At 61.5% G+C, this 18,335-nt stretch carries 18 protein-coding genes; 11 read left to right on the plus strand and 7 right to left on the minus strand.

Going from position 1 to position 18,335, the window contains the following annotated elements; all coding sequences use genetic code 11:
- The first annotated feature begins 99 nt into the window (after positions 1-99).
- The 4 genes from ACV7JO_RS15895 (at position 100) to ACV7JO_RS15910 (ending at position 3,770) form a co-directional block, all read left to right on the plus strand.
- Positions 100-963, plus strand: coding sequence for an SDR family oxidoreductase (locus ACV7JO_RS15895; protein WP_470356232.1), 864 nt, complete (start codon positions 100-102; stop codon positions 961-963).
- The gene (locus ACV7JO_RS15900; RefSeq protein ID WP_470356088.1) at positions 956-1,936 is read left to right on the plus strand and encodes a patatin-like phospholipase family protein; all 981 of its coding nucleotides are present in this window, start codon (positions 956-958) and stop codon (positions 1,934-1,936) included. The genes ACV7JO_RS15895 and ACV7JO_RS15900 overlap by 8 nt, the downstream gene beginning before the upstream one ends.
- A gap of 142 nt (positions 1,937-2,078) precedes the next feature.
- Entirely contained in the window at positions 2,079-2,792 is a 714-nt protein-coding gene (locus tag ACV7JO_RS15905) for a bacterio-opsin activator domain-containing protein (protein WP_470356089.1), read from the plus strand.
- Positions 2,793-2,936: 144 nt separating this feature from the next.
- Positions 2,937-3,770: an alpha/beta fold hydrolase gene (locus ACV7JO_RS15910; RefSeq protein ID WP_470356090.1), complete on the plus strand. Its 834-nt coding sequence runs from the start codon at positions 2,937-2,939 to the stop codon at positions 3,768-3,770.
- A 130-nt stretch (positions 3,771-3,900) separates the two neighbouring features.
- Here the strand turns inward: ACV7JO_RS15910 and ACV7JO_RS15915 are convergent, their stop codons facing one another.
- Entirely contained in the window at positions 3,901-4,941 is a 1,041-nt protein-coding gene (locus ACV7JO_RS15915) for an NAD(P)-dependent alcohol dehydrogenase (protein WP_470356091.1), read from the minus strand.
- 96 nt (positions 4,942-5,037) lie between these two features.
- Between ACV7JO_RS15915 and ACV7JO_RS15920 the strand changes: the two genes are divergently transcribed.
- Together ACV7JO_RS15920 and ACV7JO_RS15925 are read left to right on the plus strand one after the other, a co-directional pair.
- Positions 5,038-6,090: an amidohydrolase family protein gene (locus tag ACV7JO_RS15920; RefSeq protein WP_470356233.1), complete on the plus strand. Its 1,053-nt coding sequence runs from the start codon at positions 5,038-5,040 to the stop codon at positions 6,088-6,090.
- A 3-nt stretch (positions 6,091-6,093) separates the two neighbouring features.
- Positions 6,094-6,924 (plus strand): metal-sulfur cluster assembly factor, encoded by an 831-nt coding sequence (locus ACV7JO_RS15925; protein WP_470356092.1) that lies wholly within the window; start codon positions 6,094-6,096, stop codon positions 6,922-6,924.
- A gap of 189 nt (positions 6,925-7,113) precedes the next feature.
- Here ACV7JO_RS15925 and ACV7JO_RS15930 read toward each other — a convergent pair whose 3' ends face one another.
- Complete coding sequence (locus ACV7JO_RS15930; protein ID WP_470356093.1) at positions 7,114-7,998, minus strand: hypothetical protein; 885 nt, start codon at positions 7,996-7,998, stop codon at positions 7,114-7,116.
- Positions 7,999-8,078: 80 nt separating this feature from the next.
- Entirely contained in the window at positions 8,079-9,440 is a 1,362-nt protein-coding gene (locus tag ACV7JO_RS15935) for a dihydrolipoyl dehydrogenase family protein (protein WP_470356094.1), read from the minus strand.
- Between the two features lie 132 nt (positions 9,441-9,572).
- On the opposite strand from ACV7JO_RS15935, the gene ACV7JO_RS15940 reads away from it, so the two are divergent.
- The 4 genes from ACV7JO_RS15940 to ACV7JO_RS15955 all read left to right on the plus strand — a co-directional run bounded on the left by ACV7JO_RS15940 (position 9,573) and on the right by ACV7JO_RS15955 (position 13,143).
- The gene (locus ACV7JO_RS15940; protein WP_470356095.1) at positions 9,573-10,982 is read left to right on the plus strand and encodes an FAD-dependent oxidoreductase; all 1,410 of its coding nucleotides are present in this window, start codon (positions 9,573-9,575) and stop codon (positions 10,980-10,982) included.
- Positions 10,983-11,413: 431 nt separating this feature from the next.
- A complete protein-coding gene (locus ACV7JO_RS15945) occupies positions 11,414-11,899 on the plus strand; it encodes a YeeE/YedE family protein (protein ID WP_470356096.1) in 486 nt (161 codons plus the stop codon).
- The gene (locus ACV7JO_RS15950) at positions 11,896-12,363 is read left to right on the plus strand and encodes a DUF6691 family protein (protein ID WP_470356097.1); all 468 of its coding nucleotides are present in this window, start codon (positions 11,896-11,898) and stop codon (positions 12,361-12,363) included. Before ACV7JO_RS15945 ends, ACV7JO_RS15950 begins: the two co-directional genes overlap by 4 nt.
- A gap of 165 nt (positions 12,364-12,528) precedes the next feature.
- The gene (locus ACV7JO_RS15955; protein WP_470356098.1) at positions 12,529-13,143 is read left to right on the plus strand and encodes a hypothetical protein; all 615 of its coding nucleotides are present in this window, start codon (positions 12,529-12,531) and stop codon (positions 13,141-13,143) included.
- Positions 13,144-13,149: 6 nt separating this feature from the next.
- Here ACV7JO_RS15955 and ACV7JO_RS15960 read toward each other — a convergent pair whose 3' ends face one another.
- The 4 genes from ACV7JO_RS15960 to ACV7JO_RS15975 all read right to left on the minus strand — a co-directional run bounded on the left by ACV7JO_RS15960 (position 13,150) and on the right by ACV7JO_RS15975 (position 17,053).
- On the minus strand, positions 13,150-14,448 hold the full coding sequence (locus ACV7JO_RS15960; RefSeq protein WP_470356099.1) for a hypothetical protein: 1,299 nt from the start codon (positions 14,446-14,448) through the stop codon (positions 13,150-13,152).
- Positions 14,449-14,696: 248 nt separating this feature from the next.
- Complete coding sequence (locus ACV7JO_RS15965) at positions 14,697-15,299, minus strand: helix-turn-helix domain-containing protein (RefSeq protein WP_470356100.1); 603 nt, start codon at positions 15,297-15,299, stop codon at positions 14,697-14,699.
- Between the two features lie 79 nt (positions 15,300-15,378).
- Positions 15,379-15,609 (minus strand): hypothetical protein, encoded by a 231-nt coding sequence (locus ACV7JO_RS15970; RefSeq protein ID WP_470356101.1) that lies wholly within the window; start codon positions 15,607-15,609, stop codon positions 15,379-15,381.
- A 163-nt stretch (positions 15,610-15,772) separates the two neighbouring features.
- On the minus strand, positions 15,773-17,053 hold the full coding sequence (locus tag ACV7JO_RS15975; RefSeq protein ID WP_470356102.1) for a RimK family alpha-L-glutamate ligase: 1,281 nt from the start codon (positions 17,051-17,053) through the stop codon (positions 15,773-15,775).
- Between the two features lie 223 nt (positions 17,054-17,276).
- Between ACV7JO_RS15975 and ACV7JO_RS15980 the strand changes: the two genes are divergently transcribed.
- Positions 17,277-18,305 carry a succinylglutamate desuccinylase/aspartoacylase family protein gene (locus ACV7JO_RS15980; protein ID WP_470356103.1) on the plus strand — a complete coding sequence of 343 codons (1,029 nt, stop codon included), beginning with the start codon at positions 17,277-17,279 and terminating at the stop codon, positions 18,303-18,305.
- The last annotated feature ends 30 nt before the right edge of the window (positions 18,306-18,335 follow it).

Raw genomic sequence — 18,335 nt, forward strand, 5'->3', positions numbered from 1 at the left:
GCAGACGACCCATTAACTCGAGAGAGCGTTCTGGCCTTGCTCCTGCGTTACACGCTCGACACACCTCTTTACGCGCTGCCGACGTACTCTGGTATGCGCATGTCTACCAATACGTTCGACCTCTCAGAACCGGAGGTGACTGCTGAGGACCTTCTCGTGCTCGATGATCCCCACTTCGGTCCGGACACCGTCGCGGTTGTCACGGGTGCCGCCTCCGGGATCGGTCAAACGACGGCAGTCGCACTCGCAGCCAACGGACTCTCCGTCGTCGGAGGCGATATCGACGAAGACGGTCTCGCAGAGACGGTCGATCTCGCCGACGACCTCGGCGCCTCTGGCACGATACACCCCGTTCCGACCGACCTCACCGACGACGGAGACGTCGAGGCGATGATCGATACCGCAGCCGATCACGGGGATCTGCGATACGTCGCGAACATCGCCGGGATGCAGCACATCGCGTCGATTCCGGAGTTCCCGATGGACAAGTACGACCTGCTCCTGGATATCATGCTACGCGCCCCGTTCCTGACCGCTAAATTCGCGATGCCCCACATCCGGGACACCGATGACGGGGTCGGCGCGATTGGCAACATGTCGTCAGTCCACGGCCACTACGCGACTCAGGACAAACCCGCATACATCACCGCCAAGCACGGTCTCAACGGGCTCACGCGGTCGATCGCTGCCGAGGGCGAGGGGACGCTTCGAGGGTTCTCGGTGAGCGTCGGGTACGTTCTCACGCCGCTAATGGTGAACCAGATCGAGGACACCGCCGAAGAGCGCGGCATCTCCGAGCAAGAGGTCGTCGAGGACGTGATGCTCGGCCAGGCCCGCACGAAGGAGATGATGACGCCGGTGGAGGTGGCGAACCTCTTCGTGTTCGGCTTCTCGGGCCACGGCAAGCATCTCAACGGTGGCGATATGCTCTGGGATGGCGGCTACACGACGACCTATGAGTGAGCAAAACCCGACGAAGGTCGCCATCGCGTGTCAAGGCGGTGGCAGCCACACGGCATTCACTGCCGGCGTACTGAAAGAACTCCTCCGAGAGTGGGACGACGAGTACGAACTGGTCGGCATCAGCGGGACCTCCGGCGGCGCTTTCAACGCGCTTGCAGCCTGGTACGGGTTGGTCACGGCCGACGAGGAGAGGGCGATAGAACTGCTCGACGCGATCTGGGAAGATCTGTCAGCGTCCAGCTTCTCCGATCGGTTTATGAACGATTTCGTTGTCGGCCTGTCGCGGCTTGGGAGCACTGGCGTGCCGATGCTCCAGGTCAGCCCGTACGATATCCCCGGCTCGGAAGTGGGCAAGGACGAGATCCGGGAGACGCTCGAACGACACATCGACTTCGATGCAGTTCCGGACCTCTGTGGCCGGAACACGCCAGAACTCGTCGTCGGAACAGTCAATATCAACGCCGGAATCTTCGAGACGTTCACGAACGAAGAGGTGACACCCGAGGCCATCCTCGCGTCCGCAGCCGTTCCAGCCATGTTCAAGGCCGTCAAGATCGACGGCCACTACCACTGGGACGGGCTCTTCTCGCAGAATTCCCCCGTCGACGATCTGATGACGGTCGGCGCAGACCGGAAGCCCGACGAGCTGTGGATAATCCAGATCAACCCGCAAGAACGTGAAGGCGAACCGACCTCGCTCGAAGAGATCGCCGACCGGCGCAACGAACTCGCGGGCAACATCTCGCTGAACCAGGAACTGCGGGTGATCGAACGAGTCAACGAATGGATCGATTCCGGCCACCTCCCAGAGAGCGACTTTTCGAAGACGAAGATTCGACGAATCGAGATGGGACGGGCGTACCACTGCTCGACGAAGGTCGACCGGAACCCCTCGTTCCTCCAGGAGCTGATGGACCTCGGTGAGCAACGAGCCGAAGAGTTTCTGGCCAGCCGGCCGATTACTGACGACTGAAGTGGCTTTGTGAACGAGAGGCACACCGTCGTTGCTAATTCTCTTGGCTCGGTGTTCGGGCTCCTCGCGGTAGTACTGTTGGTTGGGCGTGGCGTTCGTGATACCCCCCATCTATTATCCCGAGTGATTGTTAATGACTATCATGGAAATAACGAGCGCCGAGACGGCCGATTCGGCAGCCGAACTCGAATTCGAGCTCCGGGATCGCGACTGTTTCTTCGTCGATGCATCCGCTGTCGCCGACTGTCGAGTCACCCTCGAACACATGGTGAACCGCTCGGACGACCGACTTCTGGAGTATTTTACCGTGGAACGGACGGCACCGGATCGCGTTCTCTCCATGGTCGAGGAGGCGGCGGTCATCGACGAGGCACGGCTGATCAGTCGGGGTGTTGACGGGGGCTTGTTTGAGTTCGTCGTCTCGGGTCCCTGCGTGACGACGACTCTCGCCGACACGGGGGCCATTGCCCGGTCGATATTGGCCGACAGTGGCGTCGGGACTATCGTCGCCGACGTGCCAGCGCACGTCGAGACACGGCGCGTCGTCAAGGAGTTCCGTGAACACTACCAGGAGTCGACGCTCACCGCGTGTCGCAATTCTACCGAACCGGTTCCGGTCCGGACCGAGCGCGGGGTCCACGCGATGATGGCCGAGCGGCTAACCGACAAGCAACAAAAAGTGCTCCGAACGGCGTACATGAGTGGCTATTTCAGTTGGCCACGCCGGACGACAGCGGAGGAGTGTGCCGACGCCCTCGGCATCGCCCAACCCACATTCAGCCAGCACATCCGGATCGCCGAAGAGAAACTCATCGGTCGGCTGTTCGAGGACGACGTTCACAACGAACAGCAGTGATCGAGGATCCGACATCGGCGTCACTCGGACGCTATGGCTTTCCCACTGCTCAACGGACACCGACAACACCAGGGCATCCTATCGTCATAGGCACTACTGGTTTGCGTCTCTCTACACAAGCGTTCACGGGGCTGAGAGACACAGATGACAACCTATGACGAATGGACGGCGGCACAGGATAGCGCGACAGTCGCGGTCGACGACCATGAGGTCGAGATGGCGTATCGCGACGAAGGTAGCGGCGACCCCGTCGTATTCTTACACGGTATCCCGACGAACTCGTATCTCTTCCGTGACCAGTTCGATGCGGTCGCGTCGGAGCATCGCGCGATCGCACCGGACATGATCGGCTACGGCAACTCCTCGATGTACGACGGCTTCGATCGGTCGATCCGCGCCCAAGAAATGGCAGTCAGGGGTCTCGTCGACGAACTGGAGCTCGATACGATCGATTTCGTCGGCCACGATCTCGGCGGTGGCGTCGGATTGCGCTACGCCGCTCGTAGTCCCGACGTGATCGACCGGCTGGTCTTGTCGAACTCCGTTGCCTACGACTCGTGGCCGATCCAGATCATTACCGACCTCGGGTTACCAGAAACTGCCAGAGAGACGAGCGTCGAGGAGCTCCAGGGGATGCTGGACGGGCTGTTCCGGGACACGCTCTTGGGCGACGACCACGACGAAGCGTTCCTCGAGGGGATGAAAACGCCGTGGGCCTCCGAGGAGGGTGTTACCTCAGTCGTGCGCAACGCGAGCGCGACGAACACGAGCCACACGACGGAGGTCGACCCGAGCGACGTCACGGCCGACACGCTCCTGCTGTGGGGGACTGAGGACGAATTCCAGCCGATCGAGTGGGCCGAACGGCTGGAAGGCGACATCGACTCCTGCGAGCTAGTGGGCCTCGAGGCCAACCACTGGGTCCCGGAAGACCGGACGGCGGCGTTCACCGAGCACCTGACCGACTTCCTCTCGTAGACGACTGCCCGACCGACCACACTGCTCGCGCAGCGCTTTTCGTGTTCTTGGTTCGGTCAGAGACGGTATGGGGAAAATTCGCTTAGACGTGGTCCACACCAGCGTGCAACTTGCGGCGGTGATGGTCACCTCACGGTCGAATGACTGCCCGCCCCTCGATTTCGCCGTGTTCGAGCTTTTCGGCGACCGTATTGATGTCTTCGAGATCGTAGTAAGACGTGTGCAGGTTGACTTCGCCCTGCTCGACCAGTGCGACAAGTTCCTGCAGTTCCGCGAATCGCCCGACGATGTTGCCCACGTAGGAAAACTCGCCATTGACCAGCGACTGCGTGGGTTCGTGGATGTGTCCGCCGTATCCGATGATGTGGTGGTCGCCGCCGGCGGCTGTGATGTCCGGTGCGTACTCTGCCGTCACGTCAGCACCGACGAAGTCGAGCACCTGCGCTGCGCCTGTTCCGTCAGTGACGCTATCGATGAACGCTCGGACGTCGTCGTTCTCGGGATTGACAGTGTTGTCGACGCCGAGGTCGGCGGCCAGTTCGAGCGCCGAATCCTTCAGGTCGATGGCGGTGATCTCCGCCGCACTCATCGCGTCGAGGCACTGTACGCCGATATGTCCCAGGCCACCGACGCCGATGACGACGGCGTGGTCACCAGGATTCAGATCATCGACCGCCTTTTTGACGGCGTGATAGGCGGTGATTCCAGCATCGGCATGAGGTGCGATCTCGGCCGGGTCGACGCCCTCGGGCAGCGGTATTACCGACCGTTCGCTGGTTAACAGGTAGTCGGCGAATCCACCGTCAGTCGTCAGTCCGTTGAACGACTGGTTCTCGCAGTACATCGTCTCGCCGAGCCGACAGGGTCGACAGGTCCCGCACGTCTGGACCGGATGGCAGATGACCTGGTCGCCTTCCGATACGACGTCGACCTCCGCGCCGGTTTCGACGACTTGACCGGCGTTCTCGTGGCCAAGCGTCATCGGCAGGTCCTGATCCACGTACTCCGTCCACATCCCCTCGATGATGTGGTTGTCAGTCTGACACCACCCGGCACCGATTACCTCGACGAGGACGCCGTCCGATCGCTCGATCGTCGGCCGATCGATCTCTTCGATCGCCAGTCCCTCGCTCATGTCATCCGTGTATTCGTGGAGTCGTGCTGCGTGCATGGCACGCCTCAAATGATACCGGCGTCCCGCGTAAGAAGTACGCCTATAATCATCGGTAAAAGCACTATTGTTATGTGCTACCACCTTTCGAGGGCGATGTACACTCACAATGGTGAGGACGTGTTCGTCATCGACGGGCACATCCACCTCTGGGACGCGACGAAGGAGAACATCATCCACGAGGGCGGAGAACAGTTCATCCAGTGTTTCTACGACTACCACACGGCATTCACGCCCGAGGAAGAGCGGTGGGATATTGAGACGTATCGGCACTACGGGACCGAGCGCATGGTCCAGGACCTCTTCCGCGACGGCTACGTCGACATGGGAATCTTCCAGCCGACGTACCTGACCGACTTCTATGACGAGGGGTTCAATACGACCGACCAGAACGCCGAACTCGCCGAGCAGTATCCCGAACGGTTCGTTCTCAACGGGAGTTTCGACCCCCGCGACGGCGACGAGGGCATCGAGCATCTTGAGCGTCTCAAAGACGACTACGATATTCAGGGCGTGAAACTCTATACGGCGGAATGGCGTGGCGACTCGAAGGGCTGGCGGCTCGACAGCGATGAGGCGTTTCGATTTCTCGAGAAGTGTGCCGAACTCGGCATCGAAAACATCCACGCCCACAAGGGGCCGACCATCCGGCCGTTGAACCGGGACGCATTCGACGTCCGCGACGTCGACGACGCCGCTACCTCGTTCCCGGATCTCAACTTCATCGTGGAACACGTCGGCTTCCCCCGCGTGGATGACTTCTGTCACATCGCCACCCAGGAGACCAACGTCTACGGCGGACTCGCCGTCGCGGCACCGTTCGCCCAGAACCGCCCACGGAAGTTCGCCGAGATGATGGGCGAACTCCTGTTTTGGGTCGGCGAGGACAACCTCCTCTTCGGGAGCGATTACGGAATCTGGGAGCCCGACTGGCTCATTCCTGCCGTCATGGAGGCGGAGCTCACCCAGGAAGAACGAGCCGAGTACGGGGTCGAACTCTCACCGGAGGTCAAACGGAAAATCATGGGCGAGAACGCCGCACGTCTCTACGACATCGACATCGAAGCAAAGAAAGAAGAGTTCCGTGACGACGCGATTAGCCGGGAGTTCGGCCTCGGCGATACCTACGAGGGGGCGTCGGCGGACTGAGCCATGGAGACGACAGACTCACCGGACGTGGCGGACGGGTCGAAATCGAGGCCGCCGGGAGCGGCCTCGTCGTCGGACGAGACCGAATCGCCGGTCGATCTCGACGCCGTCCGCGAGCGCTTGGACCGCGTCTACGATCCCGAACTGGACCGCTCCATCGTCGAACTCCAGTACATCAAAACCATCGACATCGACGGTAGCACGGTGACCGTCACGTTCGTCCTGCCCACAGCCTGGTGTTCCCCTGCCTTCGCGTGGATGATGGCGACGGGCATCCGCGACGAAGTTAGTGCCCTGCCGGCTGTCAGCTCCGTAACTGTTCGTCTCTCGGATCACATGCACGGAGACGAAATAACGACCGGCGTCAATCGGGAGATGTCCTTCGAATCGGTGTTCGAAGACGCCGAGAACGGTATCGAGGCTGTCCGGCAAAAGCTCGATCGAAAAGCCCGGTTCGCCCGCCAACATGACGCGATCAAGACACTCCGGCAGGCCGGACTCGATCCTGACCAGATTGCGCCGCTGACGCGGGCCGACATCGAACTCGATTTCAGTTCTGATTTGGCGGCTGTGACCGTCCAAGATGGTGCCCTGACGGTAACCGTGGCGCGCGACCCGCTGGTCAAGTATCTCAACAAGGCCCGAGTGACGGGCCTCGTGGACGACGAGAGCGATCGTCTGTTCGCTGACCGCGAGGGCGAGCCGCTGGCTTCCGATCCGGGGTCGTTCGAATCGATTGTCCGTGACGCCCGGCTTGCTGCCGCGAACATCGAGGGCCAGGGAGCGATCTGCGAATCGCTCCATGAATCCCGGAACGGCGTTGATTTCGAGTAATCCGGTCGGAACTCTCCGAGAATGCGGTCTACTTTCGGCCACCCGCGAGTTTCGACGCGCCGGGTAGCCCTCCGTGGTGGAGCATCGAGAGCCTGTCGACGACGGGGCCGAGCGCCAGCGGCACGAAGGCCCGCTGCCAGCCGACAAGGTTAGCGACGAGCGGAATCTGCTGGACGGTATCCGTGGTTCCTACGGGACAAAGACGAACTCGCCGGTCGCTACCGCGACGACGATGAGATAGAATGCGGTGCCGAACGCTGCACTCGTCACGACGACCATGTCTGGATCGCGCCGTGGCAGCGTATGCCGAACTACCGGAATGTCCGTGAGTTCCGGGCGCGTCAGGATGTGGTTCATGAAGACTCCGAACACGCCGACGAGGACCGGACCGAGCGCAATGCTATTGATCAGATGGTAGAGCCACAGCGTCGTGTCGTCCCCGAGGGTGACCGTCGCGACGGGACCGAGCACCCTCGATGGATGGGGCACCGCGGGCACCGCGCCGCCGTAACTGGCGTAGAGAAACACTGTCCCACCCAGGACGATGGCGAACAGCTTGATGACTCCGGTTCGGCGGGTGGGGAAAATTCGGGGGAAGACGAACACGCCGACGAGGAAGATCACGTTCATCCCGAACCAGGGCCCGAAGTTCTGAATCGCCAGCGGCAGTCCTGTAGCGAGAATCCCCATGCTGAACCAATCGAGACTCATCAGCGGCGAACTCGGACACGAACCCGCGAGCACCTGTGCTCGATGGGTTGGGTGGAGCAGGTGGACGATCAGCCTCGCGAGCAGAAATGTCGGCACTAGAAGCAGGTAGGCCAGCAGGCGCACCTGGAGGCCGGCCAGCGTTCCGATCGCACCGATCGTGACCGCAGTCGAGAAATCAAGGAGGCCGTTGACAAACCAGAACGTGAGCAGCGACGGTGCGAACAGGCAGCCGTTCAGTATCACCGTGAGGTAGCCCGTCGAGTACGAAAACTCCTGTGAGAACAGGCCGGCGAGCGCACTTCGGAGATTCATCTTGAGGTCGGTAAACGTCCTGAATCGCTCTCGCGCCGATCCCCGTTTCATGGCTCAGCAGATGATCGGATATTTTCGTCGTTCATCTGTGGACGGTAGCTAACGACTGTCCTGCGGACCGCCGATTTCGATCACGCTGGCAGGTCCCGGAACGCCGCCTCGACCACCTTGCTCAGCGTCGGATGGGCGTGGATCGTACCAGCGACATCGTCGACGGTCACGCCCGCCCGCATCGCGAGGACCGCCTCGTGCAGTAGCGTGGAGGCCTCGTATCCGATGGCGTGAGCGCCCAGAATTTCGCCGTCTGGTGCCGCGAGCACCTTCACGAACCCGTGATCGAGCTTCTTCGCCCGGCCCATCGCCGAGTCGGCGTAGTCGGCACGTCCGACGACGTACTCCGTATCCTCGTCCGTGAGCTCCTCCTCGGTCGCCCCGACGCCGGCGATTTGTGGTTCGGTGAAGATCGTATGGGGCATCGCTGAGAGATCGATGGCCCGTGACTCCCCGTGGATGACGTTCGCGACCGTGTGCCGGGTTTCGTAGTCTCCAGAGTGTTTGAACAGGGCGTTGCCCGCGATGTCGCCCTGCGCCCAGACGTTCTCGGCGGTGGTCTGCAGGTACTCGTCGGTCTCGATGAACCCCCGGTCGTCGACATCGATGCCCGCCGTCTCGAGGTTGAGCGTGTCGCTGTTGGGGCGGCGTCCGAGTGCGACCAGCACCTCGCTGCCCTCGACAGTCGTCTCCTCGTCGGCGTCCGTCTCCGCATGGACGGCGTACCCCTCGCCGTCTTCCTCGACAGCTGTCACCCGGTGGCCGGTGTACACGTCGTGACGGTCGGCCGCGATGTCGGTGAACGCCTCGGCGACATCGCCGTCCTCACGGTGGACCAGCGAATCCATCATCTCGACGATGGTCACATCCGTCCCCATCGCGTCGAAGAAGTAGCCCAGCTCGACAGCGATGTACCCGCCTCCGAGGATCACGAGGCTTTCCGGCGTCTCGCGGAGGTACAGGGCGTCCTGGCTCGTGAGGTAGTCCACGTCCTCAAGGCCGTCGATCGGCGGCACGATGGGGCGGCTCCCGGCTGCGACGACCACTTTCTCGGCCGTGACCGCCTCGCCGCCGAGACGGACCGTCCGCTCGTCGACGAACTCCGTGCGTTCCTTGAACAGCGTGAGGTTCTCCTTCTCGCGGTAGCGCGCCTCCATGTCCTCCGCGATCCCGCCGAGCAAGTCGTCCATCTCGTCCACGACTGCGGCATGGTCGACGCCGTCGAGTGTGGCGTCGACGTGGAACCGCTCGGCCTCACGAACGTGATTCACCGCATTGGCCGCCTGGATCAGCATCTTCGAGGGGTTACAGCCACGGTTGAGACAGGTGCCGCCGAGTGGTCCCGGTTCGACGAGTGCCGTCTCCAGCCCGGCGTCGGCTGCCGCTGCAGCCACGTTGTTACCCGTTCCACCGCCGATCACGAGGACGTCGAAGTCGGTCATATCTCTCTCGACGACACTGACGACAAAGAAGTTCTCCCGGCGGTTCGATTCGATTGCACGGACGCCTCCGACGGTGGAACCGAGTCACACACGCGAGCCGCGTTTATAAATCGACTGTCCGTTGCAATCTCTATGTCCACTTTCGTCGTTGTTGGCGGGGACGCCGCTGGGATGTCTGCAGCTAGTAAAGCGAAGCGCGACGACCCCGATATCGACGTCGTCGTCTTCGAGCAGGGCGAATGGGTGTCCTACGGTGCCTGCGGACTACCGTACTACATCAAAGGAGAAATCCAATCACTGGAGGATCTCGTCTCGGTCACACCGGAGGAGTTCCGACAGGAACGGGACATCGACCTCCGGACGGGTCACGAGGTCGTCGACATCGATCCCTCGAACCGGACCGTCACGGCCCGGAGCGATGAGGGAGAGGTCGTCCAAGAGTACGACCACTTGCTCGTGGCGACGGGGTCGGAGGCGGTTACACCACCTATCGACGGCCTCGACCGGACTGGTGTCTACACGCTCGGATCGATGTCTGACGGCAAGGAACTCCGCGAGTACGTCGGGCGAGCCCGCTCGACCGGGGAACTCCAGCAGCCCGACCGCGGCCCCGCCTGCCAGTTTCTGGAGACGTGCAACGGGCCGGTCGGGATCGTCGGCGGCGGATACATCGGCGTCGAAATGGCCGAAGCGCTGGCCGCCAACGACTTCGAGGTTCATCTCTTCCAGCGGGGCGACCGAATCCTCAAGCAGTTCAGCGCGGCGACCAGCGAGACCGTCCTCGATCACCTCGACGAGCAGGACGTCGCGGTCTACCTGAACACTGAGGTGCGTGAGCTCGCGGGGAGTGATGCGGTCGAGGCAGTCGTCACCAAGGATAACCGCGTCCCGGTCGAGATGGTCCTCGTGGGGACTGGCGTCCGACCTCGGACGAACCTTGCCGAGGATGCAGGAATCGAACTCGGCGAGACGGGTGCAATCGCGACTGACGCCTACCGGGAAACGAATGTCCCCGATGTGTATGCAGCAGGGGACTGTGCCGAGGCCGAACACGTCATCTCCGGCGACCCGGTGTACATTCCTCTCGCACTGACAGCCAACAGACACGGCCGGGCCATCGGCCAGACCGTTGCAGGCAAGCCGACCGAAGGAGGCGGTGTCGCCGGCACGGCGGCGGTCAAGGCGTTCGAGGTGGAAGCAGCCAGGACCGGGATTCTCGACCATGACACAGCCCGGGAAGCCGGCTTCGAGCCGATTACGGAGACGATCGAAGCCAAGTCTCGTGCTGGGTACTACCCCGAAGGTGGCACCGTGCAGGTGACGCTCACCGTCGACGGGCCATCCGGTCGCGTCTTAGGCGGCAGTCTCGTCTCCGAGTACGGCGAAGGTGCGGTCCACCGGAGTCACGCGCTGGTCGGGGCAGTGAGTGAGGGGACGACCGTCGACGAACTCTCCAATTACGACCTCGCATACGCGCCACCATTCAACACGACCTGGGACCCTGTACTGACGGCGGCGAAGGTCGTCGACGGCAGGCGGTGAGTGTTCCACGTACCCCCACTTTCGAAGTCGGACTGCTCGTAGTTGTGGCTGCATCTGGTCGGTTGGTCGTTCGCGTAGCTTGTGAGATTCTGATCGGGCGAGTCGGCGAAATCGTGGTCAGGTCAGCTGTGTGGCTCGCCTGCACGTCCGATGTGTGCTTAACTCGATATCCAGCCCAGATCAGGGCAAGATGCTCGCTCGACCCACTGTGTCACCGTCTTCGAGATCGGAAGAACAGCCACATATTGCGACAGCAACTCGCATCCCTGACGGAGAAAGAGGTCGCACCCAGGTACAGCTCGGGGTAACGGTGTGCTCTCGGCCACGAACTGTTCGAAACGCAGTTACAGCGGCCGGAGAGCGGACGACCTCTCTATCACCAACCTCGCCCACGAACCCGGTCGCGTCAGACCAGACGGTGGGGGTGTAACGTGGACCCTCTCGCGTTCGTTGCCGGCTTCTTCCCGAATGGAATCACCCGATATCTGGTCGGCGGCCTGTTGATCGGAGTCGGCGTTGCAACGATTTATCTCGGTACCGGTATCATCGCCGGTGCGAGTACATTCCTCGAAACGACGCTCTCGTACGCCTCTGGACTTTCGCGGTTCAATCGAGCGAAGTACCTAGGGTCGCGAGACTGGCGGATCGTGTTCACGGTCGGAATCGTCGTCGGGGGCGCCGTCTACGCGGTCGCCTTCCAGGATGGCATCTGGGTCACCCAGGTCCAACCGTGGCGTCTCGCCGTCGGTGGGGTTCTGGTCGGTATCGGAACCCGTCTCGGGAAGGGCTGTACGTCCGGACACGGCGTCTGTGGCGTCGGCTCCATCTCGAACACCTCGCTGGTGAACGTCGTCACGTTCGTGGGCTTCGCCGTCGGCACGGCCCTGCTCGTCCAGGCAGCGGGGGTGTCCCCATGAGCGAGGCTCGCCACCCACTGTTCATGCCGGTGATCTTCGTGGGTGGGGTCGTGTTCGGTCTCGGACTCGGTGTGAGTCACATGACCCATCCCGAGGTCGTCCTGGACTTCCTCCAGATTCAGGATCTCGGCTTGCTGTTCGTGATGGGCGCAGGAAGTCTAGTAATGGGCGGTGCCATCGCGATCATGAGTCGCACGTCTCGACTCGCGCCACTCACTGGCGACGTCTACGGTCGCCGGGTGAAGTCTCTGGACCGTAACGTGGTCGTCGGTGGATCGGTGTTCGGTGTCGGCTGGGGCCTGTCGGGAATCTGCCCGGGAGCTGCATACGCGAGCGTCGGAATCGGAAACTACCCCATCCTGATCGCCATCGCCGGAATGTTCGTCGGGGCGTACGTCCAAGGCTACTGGCGAGAGTTGCGATCGGAGCGGGCTGTGGGAGTCGCTTCGGCCGATGATGGATGATGCTCCATTCGAGGATACGGCCACAGCCGACGACCAGGCCCCATACGTTCGGAACGAGAGCGTATCGGCTTCTCGCAAATCGTGTATGACGAAGAGCTATTCGAACCGGATGTTGTACGCGGGTAACGAGTGGCGTTATTTGCCCTCCCTGCGAATGCTTGATTCATGAACAAAACGCGGTATCTCTCTCGACGTCGTCTTCTGAGCCGGTGGAGCGTGATTACGCTCGCTGCACTGGCTGGCTGTGCAGACAACGGGCAAGAGTCACGTCCCGGGGAGGATGGTCAGGACACGACCGACGAGGCAACGACGGGGACGCGCGATACGTCGGATACGCCCACAAGCGACGACGTAGGGACCAACGGTACTTCCGATGCAGAGACCACCGATGGTGCCGGAACTGACGACCTTGACTTACGAGAGGCTAACGTCGTCGACGTCTCTTTCGAGGAACAGAACGGGACGTACACGTTCGACGTGACTCTGCATCACGACGACGACGGTGAGGAAGGATACGCAAACTGGTGGCAGGTCGAACGACTAGACGGGACGCGTCTCGGTCGGCGCGAACTTCTGCACGCGCACTCTCAGCAGCCATTTACGCGGTCCGAGACGATCGAGATTCCCGATGAGGTAACCTGTGTCGTTGTCCGCGGACACGATCAGACACACGAGTACGGCGGACTGGCGATAGTGGTCAATCTCGATTCGGGAGAAACGCTACTGAGAGACCAAGGATCCGAGAGGCAATCGTTCGACGCTAGTGATTGTCCCGGATAGCGTTGATTAGACTGACCAGACGAATACGTCCTCGGTAGTGGCGGCGCCTACTGCGATACCACCGTCGTCGAGACCAAGGCCAGTGAGATTACTCGTCAGTGGGCCACCTAACTCCCACTCCCACTGAATCCGCGCTTCGCCATTCGTGCGGGAAACGGCAACGAGTCGGCGACGGTCGGTCGTCGGGACGAGGAGTTCCACAGTACCGTCGGTATCGAGATCGGCTGCAATGGCTCCGTCGAGGTTGCGGGACCCGTACGTGTGGGACGAAACCCCATCGACGGTGGCTCGAACGCTCAGATCACCGTCTTCGAGCCGGTAATACTCCAGCGTGTGGGTGACGTGCGGTTTCAGAACGGCGGCGAGTTCCGTGGCACCATCGGGACCGAACGGTGCGACTGCGAGCTGGTGACGCCAGCCGGGGCCGAATACGGGGCCGGTCGCGATGCGCTCACCAGCCGGCGAGTAAATAGCGATGCGTGCCCCGTTCTCGGAGTCGGCAATCGTGGTGACGATCTCCGGTTCGCCATCGCCGTCGAGATCCGCGACGAGTGGTTGCAACCCCTCGAAGACAAGGGGAGCATCGAGCACCGTTCGAGCGACCACCTCCGGACCCGTCGGGTCGACCACGACGAGAGACGACGGTTCCAGTCCGTCGCCGAGCGCGCCGTGCCCGTAACGGTCCGTCACGTCACCGTAGACGACGTACGTGCCGTCTCCGATTGCTGCTGGTCGGATATCGGGCGGTGCGTCGATAGGGAGACGAGAGCGGTCGTCGCCATCGACGACGAGGTCACCGTTCGCTGCCACGAACAGCCGGCGGGACATCCCCTCCCCAGACGTCATCATCTGGCCCGCGTTCTGACTCATGATCGACGGATGGTCGAGAAGTTCCGGCTCGGTGTCGCCGTCTGCTACTACCGGCGGGCGTCCGGGAACCTGTTGCTGCAGGCGCGTCTCATCGAATATCGCCCCGTCGTAGACCTGAAATCGGGTAGCGGTACCCTCCGCCGTGACGACAGTCCAGTAACTCCCTCGCGGTGCGGGATGGGCGACCAGCCACACTGGCCGACCGTCGACAGCGAACCGAACGGGCTCGGTGTTCCGGAGATCCGTGGCCCCGGAGAGGAACCGATTGCCAGTCGACTGGGGGTGGGTGTACCAGTATGGGCCAGAGGGGATGTCGGTAGCTGGCGTCGGGTTCGACTCGACCGTTGGAGTCGGATCGGACCCACGACTTCCACAGCCCGCAAGCCACAGCAGGGTCCCAGTACTGGCTGTCAGCACCGTTCGACGTCGGGTCATTAGTCGTAAATGTTCAACACGAGAGTAAACGTATCCACTCCGCGGTGAGGTTCAAGCGATGGGGATCTGATGAGTGACCGCTCGTCAAGCCTGTCGGCGATCGGGCCGTGTCCCGGCTTCGGAACTCAATGTGATTACCGGGCCGCTGGTCATATCGGTCAACATGCCACCTCTGCGGAGGCCGTAACGAACTCATCGCCGCTCTCCGTGGTTCGGTATCGCTGTTCCGTGGTGTTCCCTTCGGATAGTTACTCATCCGGGAATGACTCCCAGAAGACCTCCGGCAGGTCTTGATCGGGATTCTCTTCGAGGTAATCTTGTTTCGTCAGGTTCGCGTCTTCGATGAGGGAGGCTGCCTCCCCAGCCCAGACGTAGAACCCGATGAGCGTCTCGCGGCGCATTCGTTCGAGGTCGACCGAGTGATACACCTTGACGACGCCGCCACCCTCTCGATTGAGCTCGGACCGCCTGAGCAATCCTAGCTCGACGAGTTTGTTGAGATACCGCGTGACCGTACTTCGGTCGTACCCGAGCTGCTCGGCGACCTCGTTCGCCGAGAGGGGCCCCTCACCGATAACGCACAGACAGATATCCAGGCCGGCCTTGGGAAGACCGAACGCCTGAAGCAGTACCTGCCTCACGTCCGGGGGTTTCACAGTCATATCCACCTCTGTAACCCGCTCCATTGGTTGATCGTGACAGGACATCGGTGGATCGTCGCTCCCGACCACGAGAACGACGTTGTCACAATCGGAGACGGAGCATTCGTAGATATCGTACCGACCGGAATTCGGATCGTACTGAACCTCGTCACTCTCGTCGTCGGACTGGGTTGTACTTCGATCAGACATCGGTAGTGGGTACCTCCATTTATATCGACTGTTATGTGGGGAGCCGATAAATACTGGCCTCTCAATCGCTTCGAAGCTCCTAATTCGAATCGACGATCACCAGTTCATCGGTATCGAGAGCCAGTAGCTCTTCGCCGGTAATCGTTATCCTGACTCGACCGTCCGGGTACGTTCGGACTAGTTCGCATGCTGCGAGTCCATTCAGATGGGATTCGATCGTCCCTTCGTCGGTCTCGAGCATCGCTGCGAGAGCCGCCGTTGTCGTCGTCTCTCGCTGGCCCGCATCGCTTGCTGTGGCGAGTTGTTCCAAGACGGCCCGTCTCGTTACGGCCATGGTTGGGGGGGCGTCTGTGTGTCCTGCACGGTCCGACACGGGCAGCTGTACCGGTAGTTGCGAGTTGGGACCGAAGATTCGCTCCGGAGGTGGTTCATCGGTTCGATGTCCATTAGGGGATCGACTTCTCTGCATGTGGTTATTCCTCGACTGTCTGGCTGATATCGAGCGTGTACGCTTCGAGGACGTCACGTCCGAGAAGGACTGGATAAGTCATCTCGGACCGGTCGGTGATGCTGGCCGTGACAGTCCGCCAGCTCCCGTTCAGACACAGACTCACGTCGACGAGTGGCCGTGTTTCGGTCCCACTGCCAGTCCCCGAACGCACCTCTGTCGTCCCGATCATCGGGCCGGCCCCGATTTGACCGGCTAGGTCGGTGTCGATGCTCGTTCGCTTCGCACCGGTGTCTGACTTGGCGACGGCCTTCTCTGTTCCGTCCCGGCCGTGAATCCTGATCCGGGTGGTGTACCCGAGGATGTCCTCGTCTCCCTGGTCCTCAATAAGTGGTGGCTTGCAGTCCGGAACGGAATCGTCGAGGGTCGATTCGAGGTCGCTGATCGCAGAGTCCTCGACGGACCCGCCGAGGCGTTCGATCGCCAGTCGGGCGATGTGCGGTGCCGCAGAGATCCCAGTCGCGGAAAAGAGGCCCTTGAACCCAGCCGTGGCGTTCACTTCCAGAATATACCACGAGCCATCGATCGACATCAGGTCGACGCCAGCGACGTCTAATCCGAGCACCTGTGTCGCTTCACGCGCGAGCCGACGGGGTTCCGACTCGAGTTCATCCGTTATGCCTTCGACCTCACCACCGAGGGCCACGTTCGTCCGCCAGTCACCTTCCGGAGCATGGCGTCGCATAGCGCCGACGATGACGTCACCGACGACGTACACCCGGACATCGGAGGGACGGTCACCACGTTCCTCGAGGAACTCTTGCACGAACGATTGCTCGTCGTCGATCGTCGGGCCGACAGGCTCGTTCTGGGAGACCACGGACATCCGCTGTCCGTTGGTTCCGATCGTGTGTTTATGTGCGGCCTCGTCGGGCAGATGCTCCGGCCACTCCTCGAATGTTCGCGGTGATCGGCCGAAGTAGGCGTCGGGCACCGGGAGCCCCGCTGCGGCGAGTTTCGTCCCCGATCGGTATTTATGGAGTGTGTTCGCGACTGCCTGCGGTGGGTTCACAACGGGTGTGGTGTCGGCGTAGAGTGCGGCCAGCTGGAGGTCCTCGAGCTGTTGGTCGCTTTTCGTGAGCAACAACCGGTTGACGAGCACGTCGACCTGCGGCGAAAGTTGGACGCTCCCGTTCTCGATCCACGAGCTAACGTTCTCATCGCGAATCCAGACCGGTTCGTGACCCAGAACGCGAACAGCGTTGAGGATCGCTTTGGTCTCCTTGCTGTTGTGCGGACTCAACACACCGACACGGCACACTCCCGTTGCAGTCTGGGCACAATCGACGCTCGCAGACCGCGTCGGCCCCGTCATCCCGTCCGACTGTGATGAGTCGGGAGAAGCGCTTGTCATGGGAGTTGCCTCCCATCTAGATCATCGGTGTCATCTATTACCGGTTCGGCGGGCGTGCAAGACAGTTACACCCGTTCTTCTCATTTAATTCGTAAGCAGTCCGAGTTCTGGGGCAATGAGCGATCAGCCGGAACCATTCACGTACGACGGTGGGCGGGTCGAACCGGGGGAGACCCAGCAGCTGCGCTACGCGGTGAGCGAGACGTATCTCGGTGACCCGGTTCGGATTCCCGTGACGATTATCAACGGGCCACGTCCTGGGCCGACAGCATTTCTCTCGGCAGCCATCCACGGCGACGAACTGAACGGGATCGAGGTCGTGCGTGAGGTCGCTCAGGAGTGGAATCACACGGACGTTTGCGGGACTATCGTCTGTCTTCCCGTGTTGAACGTTCAGGGTTTTACTGCGCAGGAACGCTATTTACCAATCTACGAGCGCGACCTCAACCGGGCCTTTCCGGGAAAACAGAACAGCACGAGCTCAAATCGCATCGCCCACAGCATCTATCACAACTTCATCGCCCCGTGCGACTTCGGCCTCGACTTTCATACCTCGACGCGTGGCCGGACCAACATGTTCCACGTCCGTGCCGACATGGACGATGAAGGTGCTGCTAGGCTCGCTCGAGCGTTCGGGACGAACCTCATCATGGCCGGTGAGGGTTCCTCGGGGATGCTCCGGCGCGAGGCAACCGAGGACGGAATTCCCACGATTACCCTCGAGATGGGCGAGGCCCACCGCTTCGAACGGGAGCTTATTGACCACGCCCTCGACGGCGTGCGAAGTGTCTTCGCCGAGTACGGAATCTATCAACAGGAGACCGTCCGCTGGCCAGGATGGCGAACAGTCATCGAGGGGTGGAGCGAGAAGACGTGGCTCCGGGCTGACGCAGGTGGGATCGTCGAGATGCGCCACGAGCGGGGCGATCTCGTCCACGAAGGGGAGACGATCTGCCGAATCACGAATCCGTTCAAATCCGATGCGACAGTCGTCGAGGCGCCGTTCACGGGACTACTCGTTGGCGTACTCGAAAATCCCGTGGTGTACCCCGGGAACCCACTCTGTCACTTCGTCAAAATCGAGGAGATGCAAGAGCAGATTATCGAAGAGAGAACGGGACAGACCCACGAATCGACGGCGTAATTGCGTGAGACGATGAGTTCGATATCCACA

This window comes from Haloarcula sp. MBLA0138, from assembly GCF_055632455.1.